Origin of the sequence: Klebsiella sp. RC2, assembly GCF_014192815.1 — a bacterium.
Taxonomy (GTDB): Bacteria; Pseudomonadota; Gammaproteobacteria; order Enterobacterales; family Enterobacteriaceae; genus Klebsiella; species Klebsiella variicola.
Genome location: NZ_JACHYL010000002.1, coordinates 631,920 through 648,503 on the forward strand (window position 1 = coordinate 631,920; position 16,584 = coordinate 648,503).

Annotated in this window: 17 protein-coding genes; 7 read left to right on the top strand and 10 right to left on the bottom strand. The window is 59.6% G+C overall.

What is annotated here, in order from left to right; translation table 11 throughout:
- Positions 1 to 7 precede the first annotated feature (7 nt).
- Together FHW76_RS07865 and FHW76_RS07870 are read right to left on the bottom strand one after the other, a co-directional pair.
- Complete coding sequence (locus FHW76_RS07865; RefSeq protein WP_012542539.1) at positions 8 to 1,180, bottom strand: MFS transporter; 1,173 nt, start codon at positions 1,178 to 1,180, stop codon at positions 8 to 10.
- Between the two features lie 116 nt (positions 1,181 to 1,296).
- Positions 1,297 to 1,980, bottom strand: a complete 684-nt coding sequence (locus FHW76_RS07870; protein WP_012968769.1) for a response regulator transcription factor — start codon at positions 1,978 to 1,980, stop codon at positions 1,297 to 1,299.
- 509 nt (positions 1,981 to 2,489) lie between these two features.
- On the opposite strand from FHW76_RS07870, the gene FHW76_RS07875 reads away from it, so the two are divergent.
- Together FHW76_RS07875 and FHW76_RS07880 are read left to right on the top strand one after the other, a co-directional pair.
- Positions 2,490 to 3,266, top strand: a complete 777-nt coding sequence (locus FHW76_RS07875) for an SDR family NAD(P)-dependent oxidoreductase (RefSeq protein ID WP_115188784.1) — start codon at positions 2,490 to 2,492, stop codon at positions 3,264 to 3,266.
- Between the two features lie 25 nt (positions 3,267 to 3,291).
- On the top strand, positions 3,292 to 4,083 hold the full coding sequence (locus FHW76_RS07880; RefSeq protein ID WP_183476522.1) for a MoaF C-terminal domain-containing protein: 792 nt from the start codon (positions 3,292 to 3,294) through the stop codon (positions 4,081 to 4,083).
- 669 nt (positions 4,084 to 4,752) lie between these two features.
- Here FHW76_RS07880 and FHW76_RS07885 read toward each other — a convergent pair.
- The 3 genes from FHW76_RS07885 to FHW76_RS07895 form a co-directional block, all read right to left on the bottom strand.
- On the bottom strand, positions 4,753 to 5,706 hold the full coding sequence (locus FHW76_RS07885; protein WP_012968772.1) for an aldo/keto reductase: 954 nt from the start codon (positions 5,704 to 5,706) through the stop codon (positions 4,753 to 4,755).
- Positions 5,707 to 5,833: 127 nt separating this feature from the next.
- On the bottom strand, positions 5,834 to 6,610 hold the full coding sequence (locus tag FHW76_RS07890; protein ID WP_002892707.1) for an ABC transporter substrate-binding protein: 777 nt from the start codon (positions 6,608 to 6,610) through the stop codon (positions 5,834 to 5,836).
- A 19-nt stretch (positions 6,611 to 6,629) separates the two neighbouring features.
- Positions 6,630 to 7,808: a M20 aminoacylase family protein gene (locus FHW76_RS07895; protein ID WP_012542544.1), complete on the bottom strand. Its 1,179-nt coding sequence runs from the start codon at positions 7,806 to 7,808 to the stop codon at positions 6,630 to 6,632.
- 540 nt (positions 7,809 to 8,348) lie between these two features.
- Here FHW76_RS07895 and FHW76_RS26400 point away from each other — a divergent pair.
- Entirely contained in the window at positions 8,349 to 8,630 is a 282-nt protein-coding gene (locus FHW76_RS26400; RefSeq protein WP_228961033.1) for a hypothetical protein, read from the top strand.
- Positions 8,631 to 8,694: 64 nt separating this feature from the next.
- Here the strand turns inward: FHW76_RS26400 and FHW76_RS07905 are convergent, their stop codons facing one another.
- Together FHW76_RS07905 and FHW76_RS07910 are read right to left on the bottom strand one after the other, a co-directional pair.
- Positions 8,695 to 9,150, bottom strand: coding sequence for an RcnB family protein (locus tag FHW76_RS07905; protein ID WP_064142582.1), 456 nt, complete (start codon positions 9,148 to 9,150; stop codon positions 8,695 to 8,697).
- Between the two features lie 167 nt (positions 9,151 to 9,317).
- A complete protein-coding gene (locus tag FHW76_RS07910; protein WP_002892699.1) occupies positions 9,318 to 9,707 on the bottom strand; it encodes a hypothetical protein in 390 nt (129 codons plus the stop codon).
- A gap of 271 nt (positions 9,708 to 9,978) precedes the next feature.
- Between FHW76_RS07910 and FHW76_RS07915 the strand changes: the two genes are divergently transcribed.
- Genes FHW76_RS07915 through FHW76_RS07925 form a run of 3 tightly spaced genes read left to right on the top strand, consistent with a single transcriptional unit; the run spans position 9,979 to position 12,980 of the window.
- Positions 9,979 to 11,097 (top strand): ABC transporter substrate-binding protein, encoded by a 1,119-nt coding sequence (locus FHW76_RS07915; protein ID WP_022066433.1) that lies wholly within the window; start codon positions 9,979 to 9,981, stop codon positions 11,095 to 11,097.
- Positions 11,098 to 11,157: 60 nt separating this feature from the next.
- Positions 11,158 to 12,186 carry an iron ABC transporter permease gene (locus tag FHW76_RS07920; protein WP_162494475.1) on the top strand — a complete coding sequence of 343 codons (1,029 nt, stop codon included), beginning with the start codon at positions 11,158 to 11,160 and terminating at the stop codon, positions 12,184 to 12,186.
- Complete coding sequence (locus FHW76_RS07925) at positions 12,183 to 12,980, top strand: ABC transporter ATP-binding protein (RefSeq protein ID WP_008805503.1); 798 nt, start codon at positions 12,183 to 12,185, stop codon at positions 12,978 to 12,980. The genes FHW76_RS07920 and FHW76_RS07925 overlap by 4 nt, the downstream gene beginning before the upstream one ends.
- Before the next feature lie 40 nt (positions 12,981 to 13,020).
- On the opposite strand, the gene FHW76_RS07930 is transcribed toward FHW76_RS07925, so the two are convergent.
- The 3 genes from FHW76_RS07930 to FHW76_RS07940 all read right to left on the bottom strand — a co-directional run bounded on the left by FHW76_RS07930 (position 13,021) and on the right by FHW76_RS07940 (position 15,283).
- A complete protein-coding gene (locus FHW76_RS07930; protein ID WP_012542548.1) occupies positions 13,021 to 14,163 on the bottom strand; it encodes an HlyD family secretion protein in 1,143 nt (380 codons plus the stop codon).
- Positions 14,163 to 14,507 carry a DUF3302 domain-containing protein gene (locus tag FHW76_RS07935; protein WP_008805501.1) on the bottom strand — a complete coding sequence of 115 codons (345 nt, stop codon included), beginning with the start codon at positions 14,505 to 14,507 and terminating at the stop codon, positions 14,163 to 14,165. The genes FHW76_RS07930 and FHW76_RS07935 overlap by 1 nt, the downstream gene beginning before the upstream one ends.
- A gap of 134 nt (positions 14,508 to 14,641) precedes the next feature.
- Positions 14,642 to 15,283, bottom strand: coding sequence for a helix-turn-helix domain-containing protein (locus FHW76_RS07940; protein WP_072199744.1), 642 nt, complete (start codon positions 15,281 to 15,283; stop codon positions 14,642 to 14,644).
- Between the two features lie 238 nt (positions 15,284 to 15,521).
- On the opposite strand from FHW76_RS07940, the gene FHW76_RS07945 reads away from it, so the two are divergent.
- Positions 15,522 to 16,445, top strand: a complete 924-nt coding sequence (locus tag FHW76_RS07945) for an aminoimidazole riboside kinase (protein WP_038422210.1) — start codon at positions 15,522 to 15,524, stop codon at positions 16,443 to 16,445.
- The last annotated feature ends 139 nt before the right edge of the window (positions 16,446 to 16,584 follow it).

The following is a 16,584-nucleotide window of genomic DNA, read 5'->3' on the forward strand; positions in this document are numbered from 1 at the left end:
CCGTGGGCTAACTCTTCCCGGCGGCGGACGCCGCCGCAATCAAAATCAATGACAGCAGCGCGCAGACGCCTGCCGCCGCCAGCAGCGGGTCGGCGCTGGCAAAACGCTGCAGTAAGGCCCCGGCTAAGGCCGGACCGGCCGCCATGCCGCCGCCGATCACCAGATTGATGCTGTTCATCAGCCGGCCGTTGCTATCGAGCCCGGCCACACGGGCAAGAATAAAGGGCAGCACGAAGGTCCAGGTGAACTTAAACAGCAGCGCCGCGATGGCGTAGCGCACCAGCAGCGGCTGGCCGATCAGCAGCCCAACGCTGACGATCAGCAGGCCGTAGCCCAGCCACACCGGTAAACGATCGGCCCGCTGGGTACCCCGCAGCGCCGCGCCGCCGGCGCCGATAATGCCGCAAACCGTCGCCGCCGCCAGCACCAGACCGACCTGCGTCGGGGTTAGCCCCGCCGCGCTGCCGATGGTGCCGATAAAGGTCCACACTGCGCTGAGGCTGATATAGAAAGTGAGTACCGCCAGCACCGCCAGCGCCTGACGCCACAGCGCCGTCGACGGCTGCTGGTGGGAGGCAGATAGCGGTTGAAAGCGCGGAGGGAAAGCGGACACCAGCGGCAAACAGCAGAGCATAATGGCGGCGAGGATCAGATAAACCACCTTCAGGCCAAAGGTCGCGAACAGGCCGGGCAGCACCAGCAGGCCAAGCATGCCTAACAGCAGTTGCCCGAGCACCCAAAAGGCGTAGACCCGCGACGGGTTCGGCGTCCCCGCCGCGCAGCTGATACACAAAATCATCAGCGTGCCGCCCGCCAGCGAGGCGAGAAAGCGCGCCGCCAGCAGCGTCTCGTACTGGGTGACCACCGCCGAGGCGAGGTTGGCGGTCAGAAACACCACCCCGGCCATCAGGGCGACCCGCCGCCAGTCGAGGCGGCTCATCCACCACCACGCCGGGAGCGTCGCCAGACTCATCGCCCCCAGCTCCGCCGAGAACAGCCAGCCGATCTGCCCAGGTTTAAGCTGCCATTCGCTGGCCAGCTGCGCCGCCACCGCCGGCGCGGTCATCAGAATACCCGGCGCAATAGCGGCAAAAATCACGATCGCCGCCAGCAAACGCAGGGAGACCACCAGCCCGGCGGGCCGGGAAAGCGCATTATCAGTGAGAGGGGTACTCGACATCGTAGGCGTGCTCCGGTCAAAAAAGCCTCCCCCCGGAGGATCCTCCAGGGAGTGATACCCACAGGCATCAGGAAAACGCCGTGCTGCCACGGCGCGCGCGGGATGCGAAAGTCAGATCACAGATGCAGCGTACGCTGAGCGGCCGGCATCCAGGTTCGGGAAACCAGTTCGGTACGATTGACGACTTCGGTCTTGGCGAAAATGTTGCGCAGGTGCGTTTTTACCGTCGAGAGCGAGATATCCAGCTGGCGGGCAATCAGCTTATTGCTGGCGCCTTCGCGCACCATGCCGACGATTTCCCGCTCTTTCGCCGTCAGGATGGCGGGCAGGTCATCGTCTTCCTGCAGACAGTCGCGAATGGCCAGCTCCACCAGCGGCAGCACCGCCTGAGCCCGCTGGCGCTCTTCGCTGGAGAAAGGCACGTCGCGCATCAGCGAGATACCGGCGATGATCCGCCGCTCGCGGCGAATAAAGATCTCGGTCATGTCGCGTACGTTATTCGGCAACATGAATTCATGATAGTAATGGCGGTTGCGGTCGCAGAGCCGCGGCGTCATCGCCGCCACGGTGGTGTTCTGGTGGCTAAAATGCGAGGGCAGAAGCGGATCCAGCGGCTGGAAGTTTTCCAGATATTGTTGGTGCGTATTATCGGAAATATTATGCAATATATAGCTTTCGGGTTTTAAACGATTATTTACTCGATAAAAGACCGCTGAAGTCAGTGGAATTAGCTGGGAAATAGTCTGTAAACAACGGGCTATTATCGCATCATTACGGCTGGCTTTTAACAAAGCAGACATGATAGGGCCTCCCCGTCGAGATGATGGTACATGACACATGGATGACTACTGATAATTGAAGCATACATTTCACATTTAAGTAACACAATCATTAACATATTAACAATGTGATAGCCGTTACATAATTTTCAACAAGCCATTGTTATATAAAGCATTTAAAAAACACACCCGCCATGCTTTACGATAGCCGCGTTAAAATATAAACAAAAAAGATTAACACCCGGCGTACCTGCCCCTGGTGATAAAAAAAACCTATCCCCGACGCGTCATTCTCATCCTAAAGAACGATGGATTTCTGTTTTTTTTCACTTATACCCTTAACAGGATGCAATTAATTTTCGCCGCGGCGTAATCATGTGATGACGCCTGACCCGCTGTTGCCGAAATAATGAGAACGGCGCCCTGTGAGAGAGATCCATTAACCGCCACGGCTATCGTTCTTCCGGACGATAGCCGGGACCTGACGCGCTTTTTAAGGTAATCGAAGACCCCATAACAGGAGAGAGCGAATGGCGAGAGTCGTGGTGATCACCGGTGGTGGAACCGGAATTGGCGCCGCCTGCGCGCGGCTGATGTGCGCCGCGGGCGACCGGGTGTTTATTACCGGACGGCGCGAAGCGCCATTGCAGGCTGTCGCCGATGAGACTGGCGCCACGGCGCTGGTGGGCGATGCCGCCGACGGCGAGGTCTGGGGTCAGCGGCTGCTGCCGGCGATCCTCGACCAGGCTGGCGGTATTGATGTCCTCATCTGCAGCGCCGGCGGGATGGGCAACAGCCCCGCCGCCGAGACCAGCGACAGCCAGTGGCGCAAGGCGCTGGACGGCAATCTCACCAGCGCGTTCGCCAGCGTTCGCGCCTGTCTGCCCTCGCTCATTGCCCGCCGCGGCAATGTCCTGTTTGTCGCCTCCATCGCCTCACTCGCCGCCGGGCCGCAGGCCTGCGGCTACGTCACCGCCAAACACGCCTTAATTGGCCTGATGCGTTCCGTCGCCCGCGATTACGGCCCACAGGGGGTACGCGCCAACGCCATCTGTCCCGGCTGGGTCACGACGCCGATGGCGGATGAAGAGATGCGCCCGCTGATGGAGGCAGAAGGGCTATCGCTGACGGAGGCTTATCAGCGGGTCTGTCGCGATGTTCCGCTGCGCCGCCCCGCCAGCCCCGAGGAGATAGCCGAGGCCTGTCAGTTTCTCTGTTCGCCGCAGGCCGCCATCATCAGCGGCGCCACGCTGGTCGCCGACGGCGGCGCCAGTATCGTCGATGTTCCCACTCTGGCGTTTGCCTAACGCCCTACTCTGTTCAGGAGCCCCTATGACTTCAGAAGCCGTATTTATCCAGGTCGGCGCGCTGGCCGATGGTTTTGCGCCACACGGTAATTTACTCGCCACCACCAGCCTGCCCGCCGGCGAAACCTTTACTTTTTATGTCGCAGGCAGTAAGCCGCAGCAGTTGGTTATCGAAGATGAGCAGACGCTCAGCTGGAACGGCAAGCGCGCGCCCTGGCGGGCAACCGCCCTGCGCCCGGACATTCTGTTTATCGACTTCCTTGACCCGGAGCGGGATAACGCCAGCATTAGCGCGGTATGCAACCTGACACAGCGCAACGCCACCCTGGTCTACGGCCAGCTGCCGGACGAAGCCGCCGCGCGGCTGGACGCCTTCAGCCGGGTGGAGCAAGGCCTGCCGCTGACCGCGGTAGAGGCACGGTTTGTTTTTGCCCGCCTGGATGAGCAGTCGGGGCCGCTGCCGGACTTTACCGATGCGCTCATTGGCATGCGCAATCAGTACACCTACAGCCCGACCGAGCGCTATGAGCACATCTATCTCAACGACAATTTTTACACCTGGCAGTGTCTGGACGGTGTGGAAAAGGGGCTGGCGGATGTCGATCGCTGCCACTATGTGCAGGTGGCTGAGGATCTCTATCTGTTCGTCTGGCGGGAGAAAATCATTCCCACGCTGGGGGTGATCCTGATCGATCTGCAGCAGATGCGCACCGACGGCAAGATCATGGGCTATCAGGGCAGCGATTTCGGCGCCCTCAGCAATTTCCCGGTCGGCGCCAGCGCGAAGATCCTCAACGTCACCCGCCATCAGGAATAAAGGGGCGCCGCCGGGCACGCTTTCAGGCACCACACCCGTCATTTCGCCGGGTGGCGGCTGCGCCTGACCCGGCCTACGGTCCGAGCAGCCAGTCATTAATTTACCCACTTGTGCGACTGAAACTGCCGGTGCTGACGGCCTCAAAATCGCTGAGACGTTCCCGGAAGGCCGGGGCAGCCCGCATGGATGCGGGCTGAGGGCCGTGTTTTGCACGGACGCTGCCTCGGCCCGACCCGAAGCCTGCAGGGAAAAGTCGAAGGTACCACGCAGTGGCGATTTTGCTGGCCGGAGCCCGGGGGTACAGGGGGCGGCGGCGACTGGCCGCCCCCTGTGCGCTCCCTGTGCCATGAGTGACATAACGCAGAAAAAATATCGGGAGCGCAATCAGCCCGGAAATAGCACAGGAGTGGTAGCCCTGCTAAGCGCAGCGCGAGCAGGGGCATTTCCGGTTGCGCCGTCATTTCGCCGGGTGGCGGCTGGCGCCTTAACCGGCCTACGGGTCCCTTTCACAGACTGACACCGCGTAGGCCCGGTAAGCGCAGCGCCACCGGGCGATGGCATCAGCTACGGACCCGCTTTAGTGCCGGGTGGCGGCTGGCGCCTAACCCGGCCTACGGTCCGCGTCATGTATAGCCCTTCTCCCTCTCCCCGCCGGAGAGAGGGAGTGACTCAGGCGCTGGCGCTGTCCAGTCGCGCCACTTGCTCCGCGCTCAGGCTCAGCGCCGCCGCGCGGGCAAAACTCTCCACCTGAGCCACGCTGGTGGCGCTGGCGATCGGCGCGGTCACGCCTTCGCGGCCGATCAGCCACGCCAGGGCCACCTCAGCCGGCTTCGCCCCCTGCTCGTCCGCGACCGCCACCAGGGTATCGATAATCCGCATCCCGCGCGGATTCAGGTACTTACCAATCCCCCCTCCGCGCTGGCTCTGGGCCAGATCCGACGGCTGGCGGTACTTACCGGTTAAGAACCCGGAGGCAAGGCTGTAGTAGGTCACCACCCCGATATCGCGGCTGACGCAGAGATCGCACAGCGCGCCTTCAAACGCGGAGCGGTGGTAGAGGTTATATTCCGGCTGCAGCACCTGCCAGGCAGGCAAGCCGCCTTTACGCGCTACCTCCAGCGCCCCCGCCAGCTGCATCGCATCCAGGTTAGAGGCCCCCATGGCGCGGATTTTTCCAGCCTGCTGCAGGCTGTGGAAAGCCTCCAGCGTTTCCTCCACCGGGGTTTGCGGATCCGGCCAGTGGGAGAAGTAGAGATCAATGTAGTCGGTATTCAGGCGGCGTAAGGAGTCATCTACCGCCTGTTGGATCCAGGCTTTGCTGAGCCCTTTATGGCCGGGTAGGCCTAAATCGGAGCCGACTTTGGTGAAGATTTTGACCTTATCGCGCATGCCGGGGCGCGCCTGCAGCCAACGACCGATGATGGTTTCGGATTCGCCGCCCTGGTTGCCTTCCGCCCAGCGGGAATAAACATCCGCCGTATCGATAGCGTCAAAACCGTGGTCAACAAAAGCATCAAGAAGAGCAAAACTGGTTTTTTCATCGATGGTCCAGCCAAAGACGTTGCCGCCAAAGACTAATGGGGCGATGGAAAATCCGGTTTTACCCAATGGACGTGTCATCATGCCGAGTACTCCTTAGCTTATATTCTGCTTCCCTCAGGTAACCGCAGGGGTCAGGAGAGGAGGTGATTGGATAATCAGAAAAGGAATCTTACGGCGGGCGCTCCACGCCCGCAGGTACACTCAGACATTATGTCCCGGAATAAACATCAAAGCTAAAATATTTGCCGGCTAATTTTTTATAGGTGCCGTCGGCAAGAATCTTCGCAATGGCACCGTTAATTTCCTGACGCAGTGCCTCATCGTCTTTACGCAAGCCGATCGCCGCCCCGGCGCCAAACAGCGTATCGTCCTGCAGATGGCCGCCGACAAAGGCGAATTCCTTACCCTGCGGCTGCTGCAGGAAGCTGTAGTCGGCCATCATCCCGGAGAGCACTGCGCCGTCGATGCGCCCGGACTCCAGGTCACGCACCACGCTATCGGCCCCCTGGTAGGCCACAATGTTAATCCCCTGCGGCCGCCAGTGCTGGTTAACATAAGTCTCCTGCGCCGAGCCCTGCTCCACGCCGATGGTTTTGCCCTTCAGCTGTTCCGGCGTATTGCCCTGCAGGGTATTTTTACGCGCCACGAGGAACACCGGCCCGTTATATAGCTTGTCGCTAAAGGCAATCTGCGCTTTGCGCTTCTCGGTCATGTACATCCCGGAAAGGATCGCGTCGAATTTACGCGCCTTCAGCGCCGGGATAATGCCGTCGAAATTGCTTTCCACCCACACGCATTTCGCCTGCAGCTGCTGGCAAATGGCGTTGCCTAAATCGATATCAAACCCCGCCAGCTTGCCCTGCGGATCTTTCCATTCAAACGGCGCGAAAGTCGGGTCGACGCCGAAGCGGATCTCCTTTCCCCCTTCGGCCAGCGCCGACGTCGACGCCATTAATGCCAGCCATAGCAACAGTGATTTTTTCATTCGCGTTCTTCTCCAGAGATTAGCGACAGTGCTTTTCCACCAGGCGGGCGAACAGCGTCGCGCCGGTGGTGATAATGTCATCGTTAAAGTCGTAGCCGGGGTTGTGCACCATGCAACCGCCCTTCTCCCCTTTCTCACCGTTGCCGAGCAGGAAGTAACTCCCTGGGCGTTCGCGCAGCATAAAAGCGAAATCCTCGCTGGCGTTCATCGGCGAGACCGACTCCAGTACCCCTTCGCGGCCAAACACTTCCAGCGCCAGCGCCCGGGCGAAATCGGTCTCTTCAGGGCTGTTGGTTAATACCGGGTAGGAGTCGTACACCTCCACTACGCTGCTGGCGCCATAGCTTTTGGCGGTAAAGTCAGCGAGCTCGTGAATACGCTTGATCAGCAGATCGCGAATGTCCGGCTTCATCGCCCGCACGCTCAGCTCCATCACCACGCTCTCCGGAATGACGTTGGAGGCGATACCGGCCTGGAAGGTGCCGACGCTGACCACTGCCGTTTCCCCCGGCGGCACGTTGCGCGCCACGATGCTCTGCAGGGCCATCACCAGCGCCGCACCGGCGACGATCGGGTCGACGGTTCGCTCCGGATGGGCGCCGTGGCCGCCGTAGCCGGTAATCGTAATTTTGACGGTGTCCGCCGAGGCCATAAAGTTGCCGGCATAGAAGCCCAGCTTGCCCACTGGCAGCCCTGGCATGTTGTGCAAGCCAAAGATGCGTTCGCAGGGGAACTGCTCGAACAGCCCGTCTTTAATCATTAAATCGGCGCCGCCGATAGCCTCTTCCGCCGGCTGAAAAATCAGATGCACCGTGCCGTTAAACTGGCAGGCCGGCGAGGCGATGTATTTCGCCGCCGCCAGCAGAATGGTGGTATGGCCGTCATGGCCGCAGGCGTGCATTTTTCCGGGTACCGTACTGGCCCAGGGCAAATCAGTAGTTTCATGGATCGGCAGCGCGTCCATATCGGCGCGCAGGCCAATAGTACGCGGCGAGTCGCCCTTGCTCAGGCTGCCGACGACGCCGGTTTTACCGAGGCCGCGGGTGACCTGATAGCCCCACTCCGCCAGTTTGCCAGCCACCAGCTCACTGGTATTAAACTCTTCCAGACTTAATTCCGGATTGGCATGTAAATAATGACGGATAGAAATCATTTCATCTTCCGTCGCTTTAATTTCGGGGATTACATAATCACTCATGCCGTTCTCCGGGAAATAAATTAAGGACTTAACACGGTAACGTGGTGGAAACTTTATGCAAGCAGCATTTCTAATACCTGGAATGAACTCATCTTATTTAATAATCCGCACATTACAGAGTAATAAATAATCAAAATAGTGAAATTTAAAAATAAACGTTTATTTTATGGAGGATTTACCGTTATTTAACCTACCATTCCCGACCATATTCAGATTTAAATAAAATAAACGTGTATGAAATTACAGACGCTTTCCCTCGCCGCCATCGTCATGCTAGCGGGCTGCAGCGCGCAGGGCGATACCGCCAGCCAGCAGCGGGCCAGCATTCAGAAGATGCGCAGCGAAACCCTCAACAAGCTTTACGCCCTGCAGCCTGAGGCCCGCAGTGATATTCAGCATGCGAAGGGGTATGCGGTGTTTGCCAATAACAGCAGCAAGATCCTGCTGTTCGGGTTTGGCAGCGGCTACGGCGTGGTACGGAATAAGGCCACCGGGAAGGATACCTATATGAAAATGGCCCAGGGCGGCGCCGGCCTGGGGATGGGGATTAAGCAGCAGCGCACGGTGCTGGTTTTCCATGATAAAGCAGCCCTGGAGACCTTTATCCGCCAGGGATACATGGTTGGCGCCGATGCGAATGCCGCCGCAAAATATGATGACAAAGGCATCGCGCCGATCGCCGCCTCCACCAGCGGCGTGGCGTCAGATACCGCCTCCCTGCCCTCGAAGGTCAACGTCTACGACCTGACCGAAAAAGGGCTGGCCGCCCAGGCAATGATCAATGGTTATAAATACTGGCCGGATGCTGCGCTGAACCCGTAGCTTTCCGCGAGTGCGCCATCGCCGGATCAGGCTTTCCCTGACCCGGCGTCGCGGAGCAGCGCATTTAGTGGCTGAGGGCGCCGCTCACCAGAATCGAGGTGATGATCCCGGTCGCCGCAGCGATCAGCACATAGTTACCGTCGATATAGGACCAGTGATGGCCTTCCGGCGGGGGCGGCAGGCCGCGGTCGCTCCAGTCGCGGACGCGATATTCATCGCCACGGAACGGCGCCGGAGCCGGGTGGCCTTTGCGGAAATCGTTCCCGCGCCAGGCGAAATGGTCCTGCTCATGACGTGCCTGATCGCGTTTGTCATGACCGTCGCGATCCGGGCCACGCTGGTCATGGTCGCCCTGATGATGCGCGTCAGGTCCGCCCTGCGGCGCATGCCCATCATGGTCCGGACCGTTCTGCCACACCGTTGGCTGCCCCGGGCGATGGCCGTCGTTCGGGCCATCGGCAAAGGCCGGGACGCTCAGCACACACGATAAAATTACTGCCAGAGAAATCATCTTTTTCATGGTACACCTCCTGATTCAGCTCCTTTGTACCGGGCAAATGTGAAGAAAGAGTGAGTAACTGGTTAACCAGGACGATTCCTGGCATCGGCTGTCGGGAAGAGGTGTGCTGATGGCGGGGCAATAAAAAAGGCCGCTTTCGCGACCTTGATTCAGACAGGTAAAAGGACTTATTCAGTCACTTTATTTTTTAACTCTTCGGCGCCGGTTTTGGTTTTATCCCAGCCCTTTTCCGCACCGGATTTGGTGGCATTCCAGCCTTTTTCACTGACCTCTTTGGTCTTATCCCACCCCTTCTCGGTGCCTTCTTTGGTCTTGTTCCAGGTTTTCTGCGCGCCTTCGCTCACCTGGCTGCCAACGCTGTCCTGCTTGCCTTCGGCAGCATGTTTCGCCTTCAGCTGCTGCTCTTCGCCCTCATGCTGGGCCTGGTGCAGCTTCTCTTTGGCGGTGTTGGCATTGGCATTCGCCGCCGCGACGGTATCATCTGTTGCATGTGTTGTCGCAGCAAAAACCGGAGCTGCAACCAGAATAGCCGATAACGCAATCATTGCTTTTTTCATAATATCCTCTCTCACGTGTCGTGTTATGAGTCGCATTCAGGATGGCACAACGAACCGGGGATGACATTAGGAATTAGCCTGAAAAACGTCTTCGACCTCCAGCCATGGCAGAAAATGCTGCCGCCGTGCGCGCCCTGTCGGCGTTGGCATAATTTCCAACATGTTTGTTACATTTTATGAAATTTGTCCTTGATATACTTGCCGTTGATGTTTGTTCGAGAATAATTCTCAGAATCATTATATTTATAAATTGGCAAACGGAACTCCTTTTATGGCAAGAAAATCAGTAAGATCGCTGTTACTTACTGCGCTGATCGCGACGCCCCTCTTCAGCTATGCAACCCAATATCCCCTGACGGTCACTGACCTCGACGGCCGGCAGGTCACCCTGGCCAAAGAGCCGCAGCGTATTATTTTGCAGGATGGCCGCGACATTATGACCCTCGCCCTGCTGGACCGGGACAATCCGTTTAAACGGCTGGTGGCATGGAATAATCTGGCGAAAAAGCAGGATGTTGCCACCTGGCAGATGCTGAAAACGACGTGGCCGCAGTCGGCCACGATCCTTGACATGGGCTTCAGCGACAAAGGGAACGTCGATCTTGAAAGCGTCATCGCCCGTCAGCCGGATCTGATGATCGCCCAGCTGCGCGCCAGGCCAGCGCTGATGGAGAGCGGCGTCATCGACAAGCTCAGCGCCCTGCACGTTCCGGTGCTGTTTGTCGACTATGAGATCGACCCGGCGAAAGATACCGCCCCCAGCATCGACCTGCTGGGCAAAGTCCTTAACCGCGAGAGCCAGGCCAAAGCCTTTACCGATTACTATCGTCAGCAGCTGCAGACGATTCGCCAGAAAACCGCGGCCATCACGCCGAAGGCCAACGTCTTCGTGGAAGCGCTGGCCGGCAACAGCGACGCCTGCTGCTTTACCCACGGCCACAGCGGCTGGGGCGGGCTGGTGGAGGCGGTCGGGGCGAACAATATCGGTTCGCAGCTGCTGCCGGGCGCCTCCGGGTTCGTCTCGCTGGAGAAAATCATCAGCATGAAGCCCGACGCCTGGATCATGACCGGCTCGAAGCGCGGCAACAGCCAGGTGCTGCCCCTGGGTTATGAGGTTAAGCCGGAGGCGGTGAAGGCCCAGGCGCAGATCCTGCTGGCGCGACCTGGGGTCAGCCAGATCCCGGCGGTACAGGCAAAGCGGGCCTATGGCGTCTATCACCACTTCTATAACCACCCGTGGAATATTGTCGGCATGGAATACCTGGCGAAAGATATCTACCCGCAGGCCTTCGGCGATCTCAACCCGGATGAGACTTACCATTATATCGTGCGCCATTTCACCGACCTGCCGGACCAGCCGTTCGTCTTCTCCTGGCAGCAGAGCGAGTAATCCGGCATGCGTTTAACCTCCGACTCCGTGCTCGACGGGCTGCCCGCCGGGACCTCTGGCGTGATAGATGACTATCGCCGTATCGTGCGTCGCCGTCTGCTGCTGATGCTCCTGCTGGCGCTGTTGATTGTCGCGTCGCTGCTGCTCGATTTTATGCTCGGCCCCTCCGGTCTGCCGCTGCAGAGCCTGTGGCAGACGTTAACCGATCCGGCCAGCGCCGATCCGGGCACGCGCGCCATCGTCTGGGATATCCGTCTGCCCTATGCGGTGATGGCGATTATCGTCGGCCTGGCGCTGGGACTGGCCGGCGCCGAAATGCAGACCATCCTCAATAACCCGCTGGCCAGCCCGTTTACCCTGGGCGTCTCCTCGGCTGCGGCGTTTGGCGCCGCGCTGGCGATTGTGCTGGGTATTGGCCTGCCCGGTATTCCCGGCCAGTGGTTTATCTCGGCCAACGCCTTTATCTTCGCCCTGCTGGCGGCCCTGCTGCTGGACGGCATCACCCGCTGGACCCAGGTGGCCACCTCCGGGGTCATCCTGTTCGGCATTGCGCTGGTCTTTACCTTTAACGCCCTGGTCTCGATGCTGCAGTTCATCGCCAACGAAGACACGCTGCAGGGGCTGGTGTTCTGGACCATGGGCAGCATCGACCGCGCCTCCTGGAGCAAAGTCGCCATCCTGCTGGTCGCCCTGGCGCTGGTGATGCCCCTGTCGCTGCGCAGCGCGTGGAAGCTGACCGCCCTGCGGCTGGGCGAGGACCGGGCCATAAGCTTTGGCATTAACGTTCGCCGCCTGCGCCTGACCACGCTGCTGCGGATCAGCATACTGTCGGCGCTTTCGGTGGCCTTTGTCGGGCCAATCGGCTTTATCGGCCTGGTGGCGCCGCATATTGCGCGGATGCTCTTCGGCGAAGACCATCGCTTTTATCTGCCCGCAAGCGCGCTGATCGGCGCTCTGGTGCTCTCCCTGGCCTCCATCGCCTCGAAGAACCTGATCCCGGGGGCCATTATTCCGGTGGGGATCGTCACTTCCCTGGTCGGGGTCCCGTTCTTTTTGAGCATTATTTTACGTCATCGGGGGCAGGCATGAGCGACCAGACGTTATCCGGGCTGTCGCTGTCTTACTTCAGCGCCGGCTACCCCAGACGCAAGGTGATCGAGAACCTGACGGTTCCCCATCTGCCGCGAGGGAAAATCACCGCGCTGCTGGGGCCAAACGGCAGCGGTAAATCAACGTTAATGCGGGCGATGGCGGGTCTGGGACCCTGCCGCGGCGAGCTGCTGCTGGAGGGGGAAAATCTGCTGACGCAGCCGTTCTCACGTCGCGCAGAGCAGGTGGTCTATCTTCCGCAGACGCTGCCCGCCGGCGTGCATCTGCATGTGCTGGAGTCGATTATCGTTGCCCAGCGCGCCGCCGGAGGACGCCACAGTCCGCAGCACCAGGAGGAGGTGATGGCGCTGCTGCGGCAGCTGGGGATTGCCCATCTGGCGATGAGCTACCTCGATCAGCTCTCCGGCGGGCAAAAGCAGCTGGTGGGTCTCGCTCAGTCGCTGATCCGCCAGCCGCGCCTGCTGCTGCTCGACGAACCGCTCAGCGCCCTTGACCTCAACTACCAGTTTCACGTGATGGATCTGGTACGCCGGGAGACCCGACGGCGCAACATCGTAACCCTGGTGGTGGTGCACGATATCAATATTGCCCTGCGTCATGCCGACCACGTGCTGATGCTCAAGGCGGGCCAGTTGCTCGGCGACGGCACCCCGGCCGCGGTCATCACCCCCGAGACCCTGGCGGCCGTCTATGGGGTGCGCGGGCGTATTGAACCCTGTTCGCAGGGGGTGCGGCAGGTCATTATTGACGGCCTGGTGGACAGCGAGGCCTGACTGCGGCGCGGGGCGGCACGTCCGCCCTGCGCCCGCCGGCTTAGTGATCGAGATAGAGGTAGTTTTCCCAGCTTTTCATGCGGATCAGGATCTTCCTGATCAGCGACAGCTCTTTCAGGTGATCCGAGTAGACCGCCGCCTCAAGGGTGGCCCCCTGCGGCAGAGCGTATTCGGCAAATCGCGGATCGGTCACCTTCAGCACCACCAGCGCCCGGCCATGGGTATTGAGCGCGTCTGTGGTCAGCAATTTGCCCTGCCCCTGAAACTGACTCTCGCCAATCGCCGGCAGCACGTCGGCCACTTCTCCGCGAAAGACGGTACCCGGGATGGCCGGAAACATCAGCTCCGCGGGCTCGCCTTTGTGCAGACGCTGCAGGGCGTTCTGGCGAAATGCCGCGACGTACTCCCGCGAGGCGGCGCCCTCCACCGGCACAAAGGTCATCAGCGGGATCATCCCCAGGGCAGTGGACATGGTGCCCGGCCGTAAGCCGACGGTACTGACATAGCCATCCTCCGGGGCACGGACGACGGTGTTCTCCAGCTGAAACTGCGCCTTTTGCAGCTGCGCCAGCAGGGAGGCCACGGTGGTATTTTTGCCCTTCACCACCGAGTCCAGCGCGTTGCGCGCCTGCACCACCTTTGCCTGAGCCGCGCTGACGCTGGCTTCATCGGCCTTCCACGTCTGCAGACGGGTATCAACCATTTGATCGGAGAAGGCGCCCTGGGCATGACCCTCCCGATAGCGGGCATATTCCCGCCGCGACTGGTCGCGCTGGGCCACCGCTCTGCTCAGCTCGGCCTGCGCCTGGCTTAACGCCGCGTTTAAGGAGAGCGCATCCTGACTGGCCGCTTTTATCTGCGCCTGCAGATCGTCTACTTTTGCCTGGAACGGCGTCGGGTCGAGGGTAAACAGCACATCGCCCTTATGCAGCATCTGGTTAGGCTTCACCGGTACGCTCTGCACCCGGCCGCGCACCTGCGACACAATCGGCACGGTACGAAACACCTGGTTACCAACGTCGGTATACGGGAAGTTGTAGTTCATCCCGAAGATCACCGCGCCAATCAGGGCGATACCGCCGAGCACCGCCGTCGGTACGGTCCACTTATTGAGCGGGATGCGGAAAACCTTAAACACCACGATGCACAGCGCGGCGTAGGTCAGTAACATTAACGTTTCCATTAGTTTGCCTCCTCCGCTTTCAGCGCAGCCACCTCGCGCTGGACCTGTTCCAGTTGCTGGACCACCGTTTCCAGACGCTGATGCAGCGCCTGCTGATCGTCGGCAATGTGGCGCATTCCCCACCCGCGATCTTCGCGCCACAGCGTTGCCCAGATCCATAACAAAGGCCACAGGGCGTGCAAGGTAAATAAGCTGACCCAGCCGGCATAATGAATCGCATCCTGATGAGGATGGCGCCGCTCTTTGGCAATTTCATAAGGAATATCGTGAATAACAATCACGCCATAAAACAGTATTAAGGCCACGGCGATCAGAATGGCCAGCGCAACATAATCCAGGGTCATAAAATAACTCCAGAGTGAAAGGTTAACTTAATAAAACAGCCAGATTCAGACGTAACGGGGCCGGGGAAAAAGCGCGCTTAGCGCTTTCCCTGGCGGTGATAGCAACGTGATGGCGTGAATCTGCCGAATCGGGTTCAGAATTTCTCAGGAATATGACGGTCGATGGAGATCAGCTTGCCTTTTTTCACCGTGATATATCCCCCCTCGCGCAGCGCGGCCAGCACCTGGTACACATAGCTGCGCGAGAGATTGGTTCGTTTAATAATAAATGCCGACAGGCTCTCATGCTGACCACCATCGATTTCGCTGCGATATAGATAGCGCGACAGCATCGATTTAATGGTCTGAAAACTGGTCTGGCTGCCACGTTCATAGTGGGCATCAAGGGCAAATATGCCCATATAGGCCAGGATCGTGGTCAGCTCTTGCATATAGCCCGGCGACGAATGAAAGAATATTCGCTCAAAATCGCTGGCGGTTATTTTCGCCAGCTGGCATTCGCCCAGACACCGATAATAGAGCGCGACCGACGGACAATAATGTTCCAGTAATCCTAACGGCATATGCGCGATAACAATCCCGACCAGGTTCTGCTCATCACCAAAGGCCAGCGTCATTTGCCCCTGCAGCAGAAAGTAGAGATAGCCCGGCTGCGGAATAAAGCCCTGGTCTTTGCCCAAACTCAGCGTTTCACTGCAGGCGATCACCGCCGGCAGATGCGTGGTCAGCGTCAGCTTCTGGTACCGATCGTAAATATCGCCAAAACTGGGGTTCATCGCGCTGCGCACTCCTTTACCTTTGGCCACCGCGGCGGGGCTAACCGCGACCTGTTGAACTATACCTAAGCGGGTGGGGAAGGAAAAGTCCAGATCTGGAGTGGCGAAATATTTCGCCTGGCTCACATTTTTTACCCTCACCTCCCTGTTTCGTGACCCGATCGTTCCGCTTACCGGTGGGCTATGCTTTAATTAGCTAAACCGGTTTAACATAGTTTAGCTAAGAGGAATTTGTCGAATGAATGGAAAAATCTGGGTACTCGGCGATGCGGTCGTTGATCTCCTGCCCGATGGCGAGGGCCGCCTGCTGCAATGCCCCGGCGGCGCACCGGCCAACGTCGCGGTCGGCGTGGCGCGGCTCGGCGGCGACAGCGGGTTTATTGGCCGCGTCGGCGACGATCCTTTCGGCCGCTTTATGCGTCACACCCTGGCGCAGGAGAAGGTCGATGTGAATTATATGCGCCTCGACGCCGCGCAGCGCACCTCCACCGTGGTGGTCGATCTCGATCAGCACGGGGAGCGCACCTTTACCTTTATGGTCCGTCCGAGCGCCGACCTGTTCCTTCAGCCCGAGGATCTCCCGCCGTTTGCCGCCGGCCAGTGGCTGCACGTCTGCTCCATCGCTCTCAGCGCCGAGCCGAGCCGCAGCACGGCATTCGCGGCAATGGAGGCGATAAAACGCGCCGGGGGCTATGTCAGCTTCGACCCCAATATCCGCAGCGACCTGTGGCAGGATCCGCAGGACCTGCGTGACTGTCTCGACCGGGCGCTGGCCCTCGCCGACGCCATAAAACTCTCGGAAGAGGAGCTGGCCTTTGTCAGCGGCAGCGACGACATCGTCAGCGGCATCGCCCGGCTGAACGCCCGCTTCCAGCCGACGCTGCTGCTGGTGACCCAGGGCAAAGCGGGGGTCCAGGCCGCCCTGCGCGGGCAGGTTAGCCACTTCCCCGCTCGCCCGGTGGTGGCCGTTGATACCACTGGCGCCGGCGATGCCTTTGTCGCCGGGCTGCTCGCCGGCCTCGCCGCTCACGGTATCCCTGACAACCTCGCCGCGCTGGCTCCCGACCTTACGCTGGCGCAAACCTGCGGCGCGCTGGCCACCACCGCCAAAGGCGCCATGACCGCCCTGCCCTACAGGGACGATCTTCAGCGCTCGCTGTGATCCCGTTGGGCCGGCTAACGGCCCACTTTGCTGGCGACATCACAATTCTTAAACCGGTTTAGCAATTTTTATTTTCACCGCGTTACTGACATGTTTACCATATTAACTAAACCGGTTTAGCAAAAGTTAGCACACTCAC

What these genes read in the sequence shown, in the direction of transcription:
- FHW76_RS07865 (WP_012542539.1), bottom strand. Translation starts at nt 1,180, where the DNA reads ATGTCGAGTACCCCTCTCACTGATAATGCGCTTTCCCGGCCCGCCGGG.
- FHW76_RS07870 (WP_012968769.1), bottom strand. Translation starts at nt 1,980, where the DNA reads ATGTCTGCTTTGTTAAAAGCCAGCCGTAATGATGCGATAATAGCCCGT.
- FHW76_RS07875 (WP_115188784.1), top strand. Translation starts at nt 2,490, where the DNA reads ATGGCGAGAGTCGTGGTGATCACCGGTGGTGGAACCGGAATTGGCGCC.
- FHW76_RS07880 (WP_183476522.1), top strand. Translation starts at nt 3,292, where the DNA reads ATGACTTCAGAAGCCGTATTTATCCAGGTCGGCGCGCTGGCCGATGGT.
- FHW76_RS07885 (WP_012968772.1), bottom strand. Translation starts at nt 5,706, where the DNA reads ATGATGACACGTCCATTGGGTAAAACCGGATTTTCCATCGCCCCATTA.
- FHW76_RS07890 (WP_002892707.1), bottom strand. Translation starts at nt 6,610, where the DNA reads ATGAAAAAATCACTGTTGCTATGGCTGGCATTAATGGCGTCGACGTCG.
- FHW76_RS07895 (WP_012542544.1), bottom strand. Translation starts at nt 7,808, where the DNA reads ATGAGTGATTATGTAATCCCCGAAATTAAAGCGACGGAAGATGAAATG.
- FHW76_RS26400 (WP_228961033.1), top strand. Translation starts at nt 8,349, where the DNA reads ATGGGGATTAAGCAGCAGCGCACGGTGCTGGTTTTCCATGATAAAGCA.
- FHW76_RS07905 (WP_064142582.1), bottom strand. Translation starts at nt 9,150, where the DNA reads ATGAAAAAGATGATTTCTCTGGCAGTAATTTTATCGTGTGTGCTGAGC.
- FHW76_RS07910 (WP_002892699.1), bottom strand. Translation starts at nt 9,707, where the DNA reads ATGAAAAAAGCAATGATTGCGTTATCGGCTATTCTGGTTGCAGCTCCG.
- FHW76_RS07915 (WP_022066433.1), top strand. Translation starts at nt 9,979, where the DNA reads ATGGCAAGAAAATCAGTAAGATCGCTGTTACTTACTGCGCTGATCGCG.
- FHW76_RS07925 (WP_008805503.1), top strand. Translation starts at nt 12,183, where the DNA reads ATGAGCGACCAGACGTTATCCGGGCTGTCGCTGTCTTACTTCAGCGCC.
- FHW76_RS07930 (WP_012542548.1), bottom strand. Translation starts at nt 14,163, where the DNA reads ATGGAAACGTTAATGTTACTGACCTACGCCGCGCTGTGCATCGTGGTG.
- FHW76_RS07935 (WP_008805501.1), bottom strand. Translation starts at nt 14,507, where the DNA reads ATGACCCTGGATTATGTTGCGCTGGCCATTCTGATCGCCGTGGCCTTA.
- FHW76_RS07940 (WP_072199744.1), bottom strand. Translation starts at nt 15,283, where the DNA reads ATGAACCCCAGTTTTGGCGATATTTACGATCGGTACCAGAAGCTGACG.
- FHW76_RS07945 (WP_038422210.1), top strand. Translation starts at nt 15,522, where the DNA reads ATGAATGGAAAAATCTGGGTACTCGGCGATGCGGTCGTTGATCTCCTG.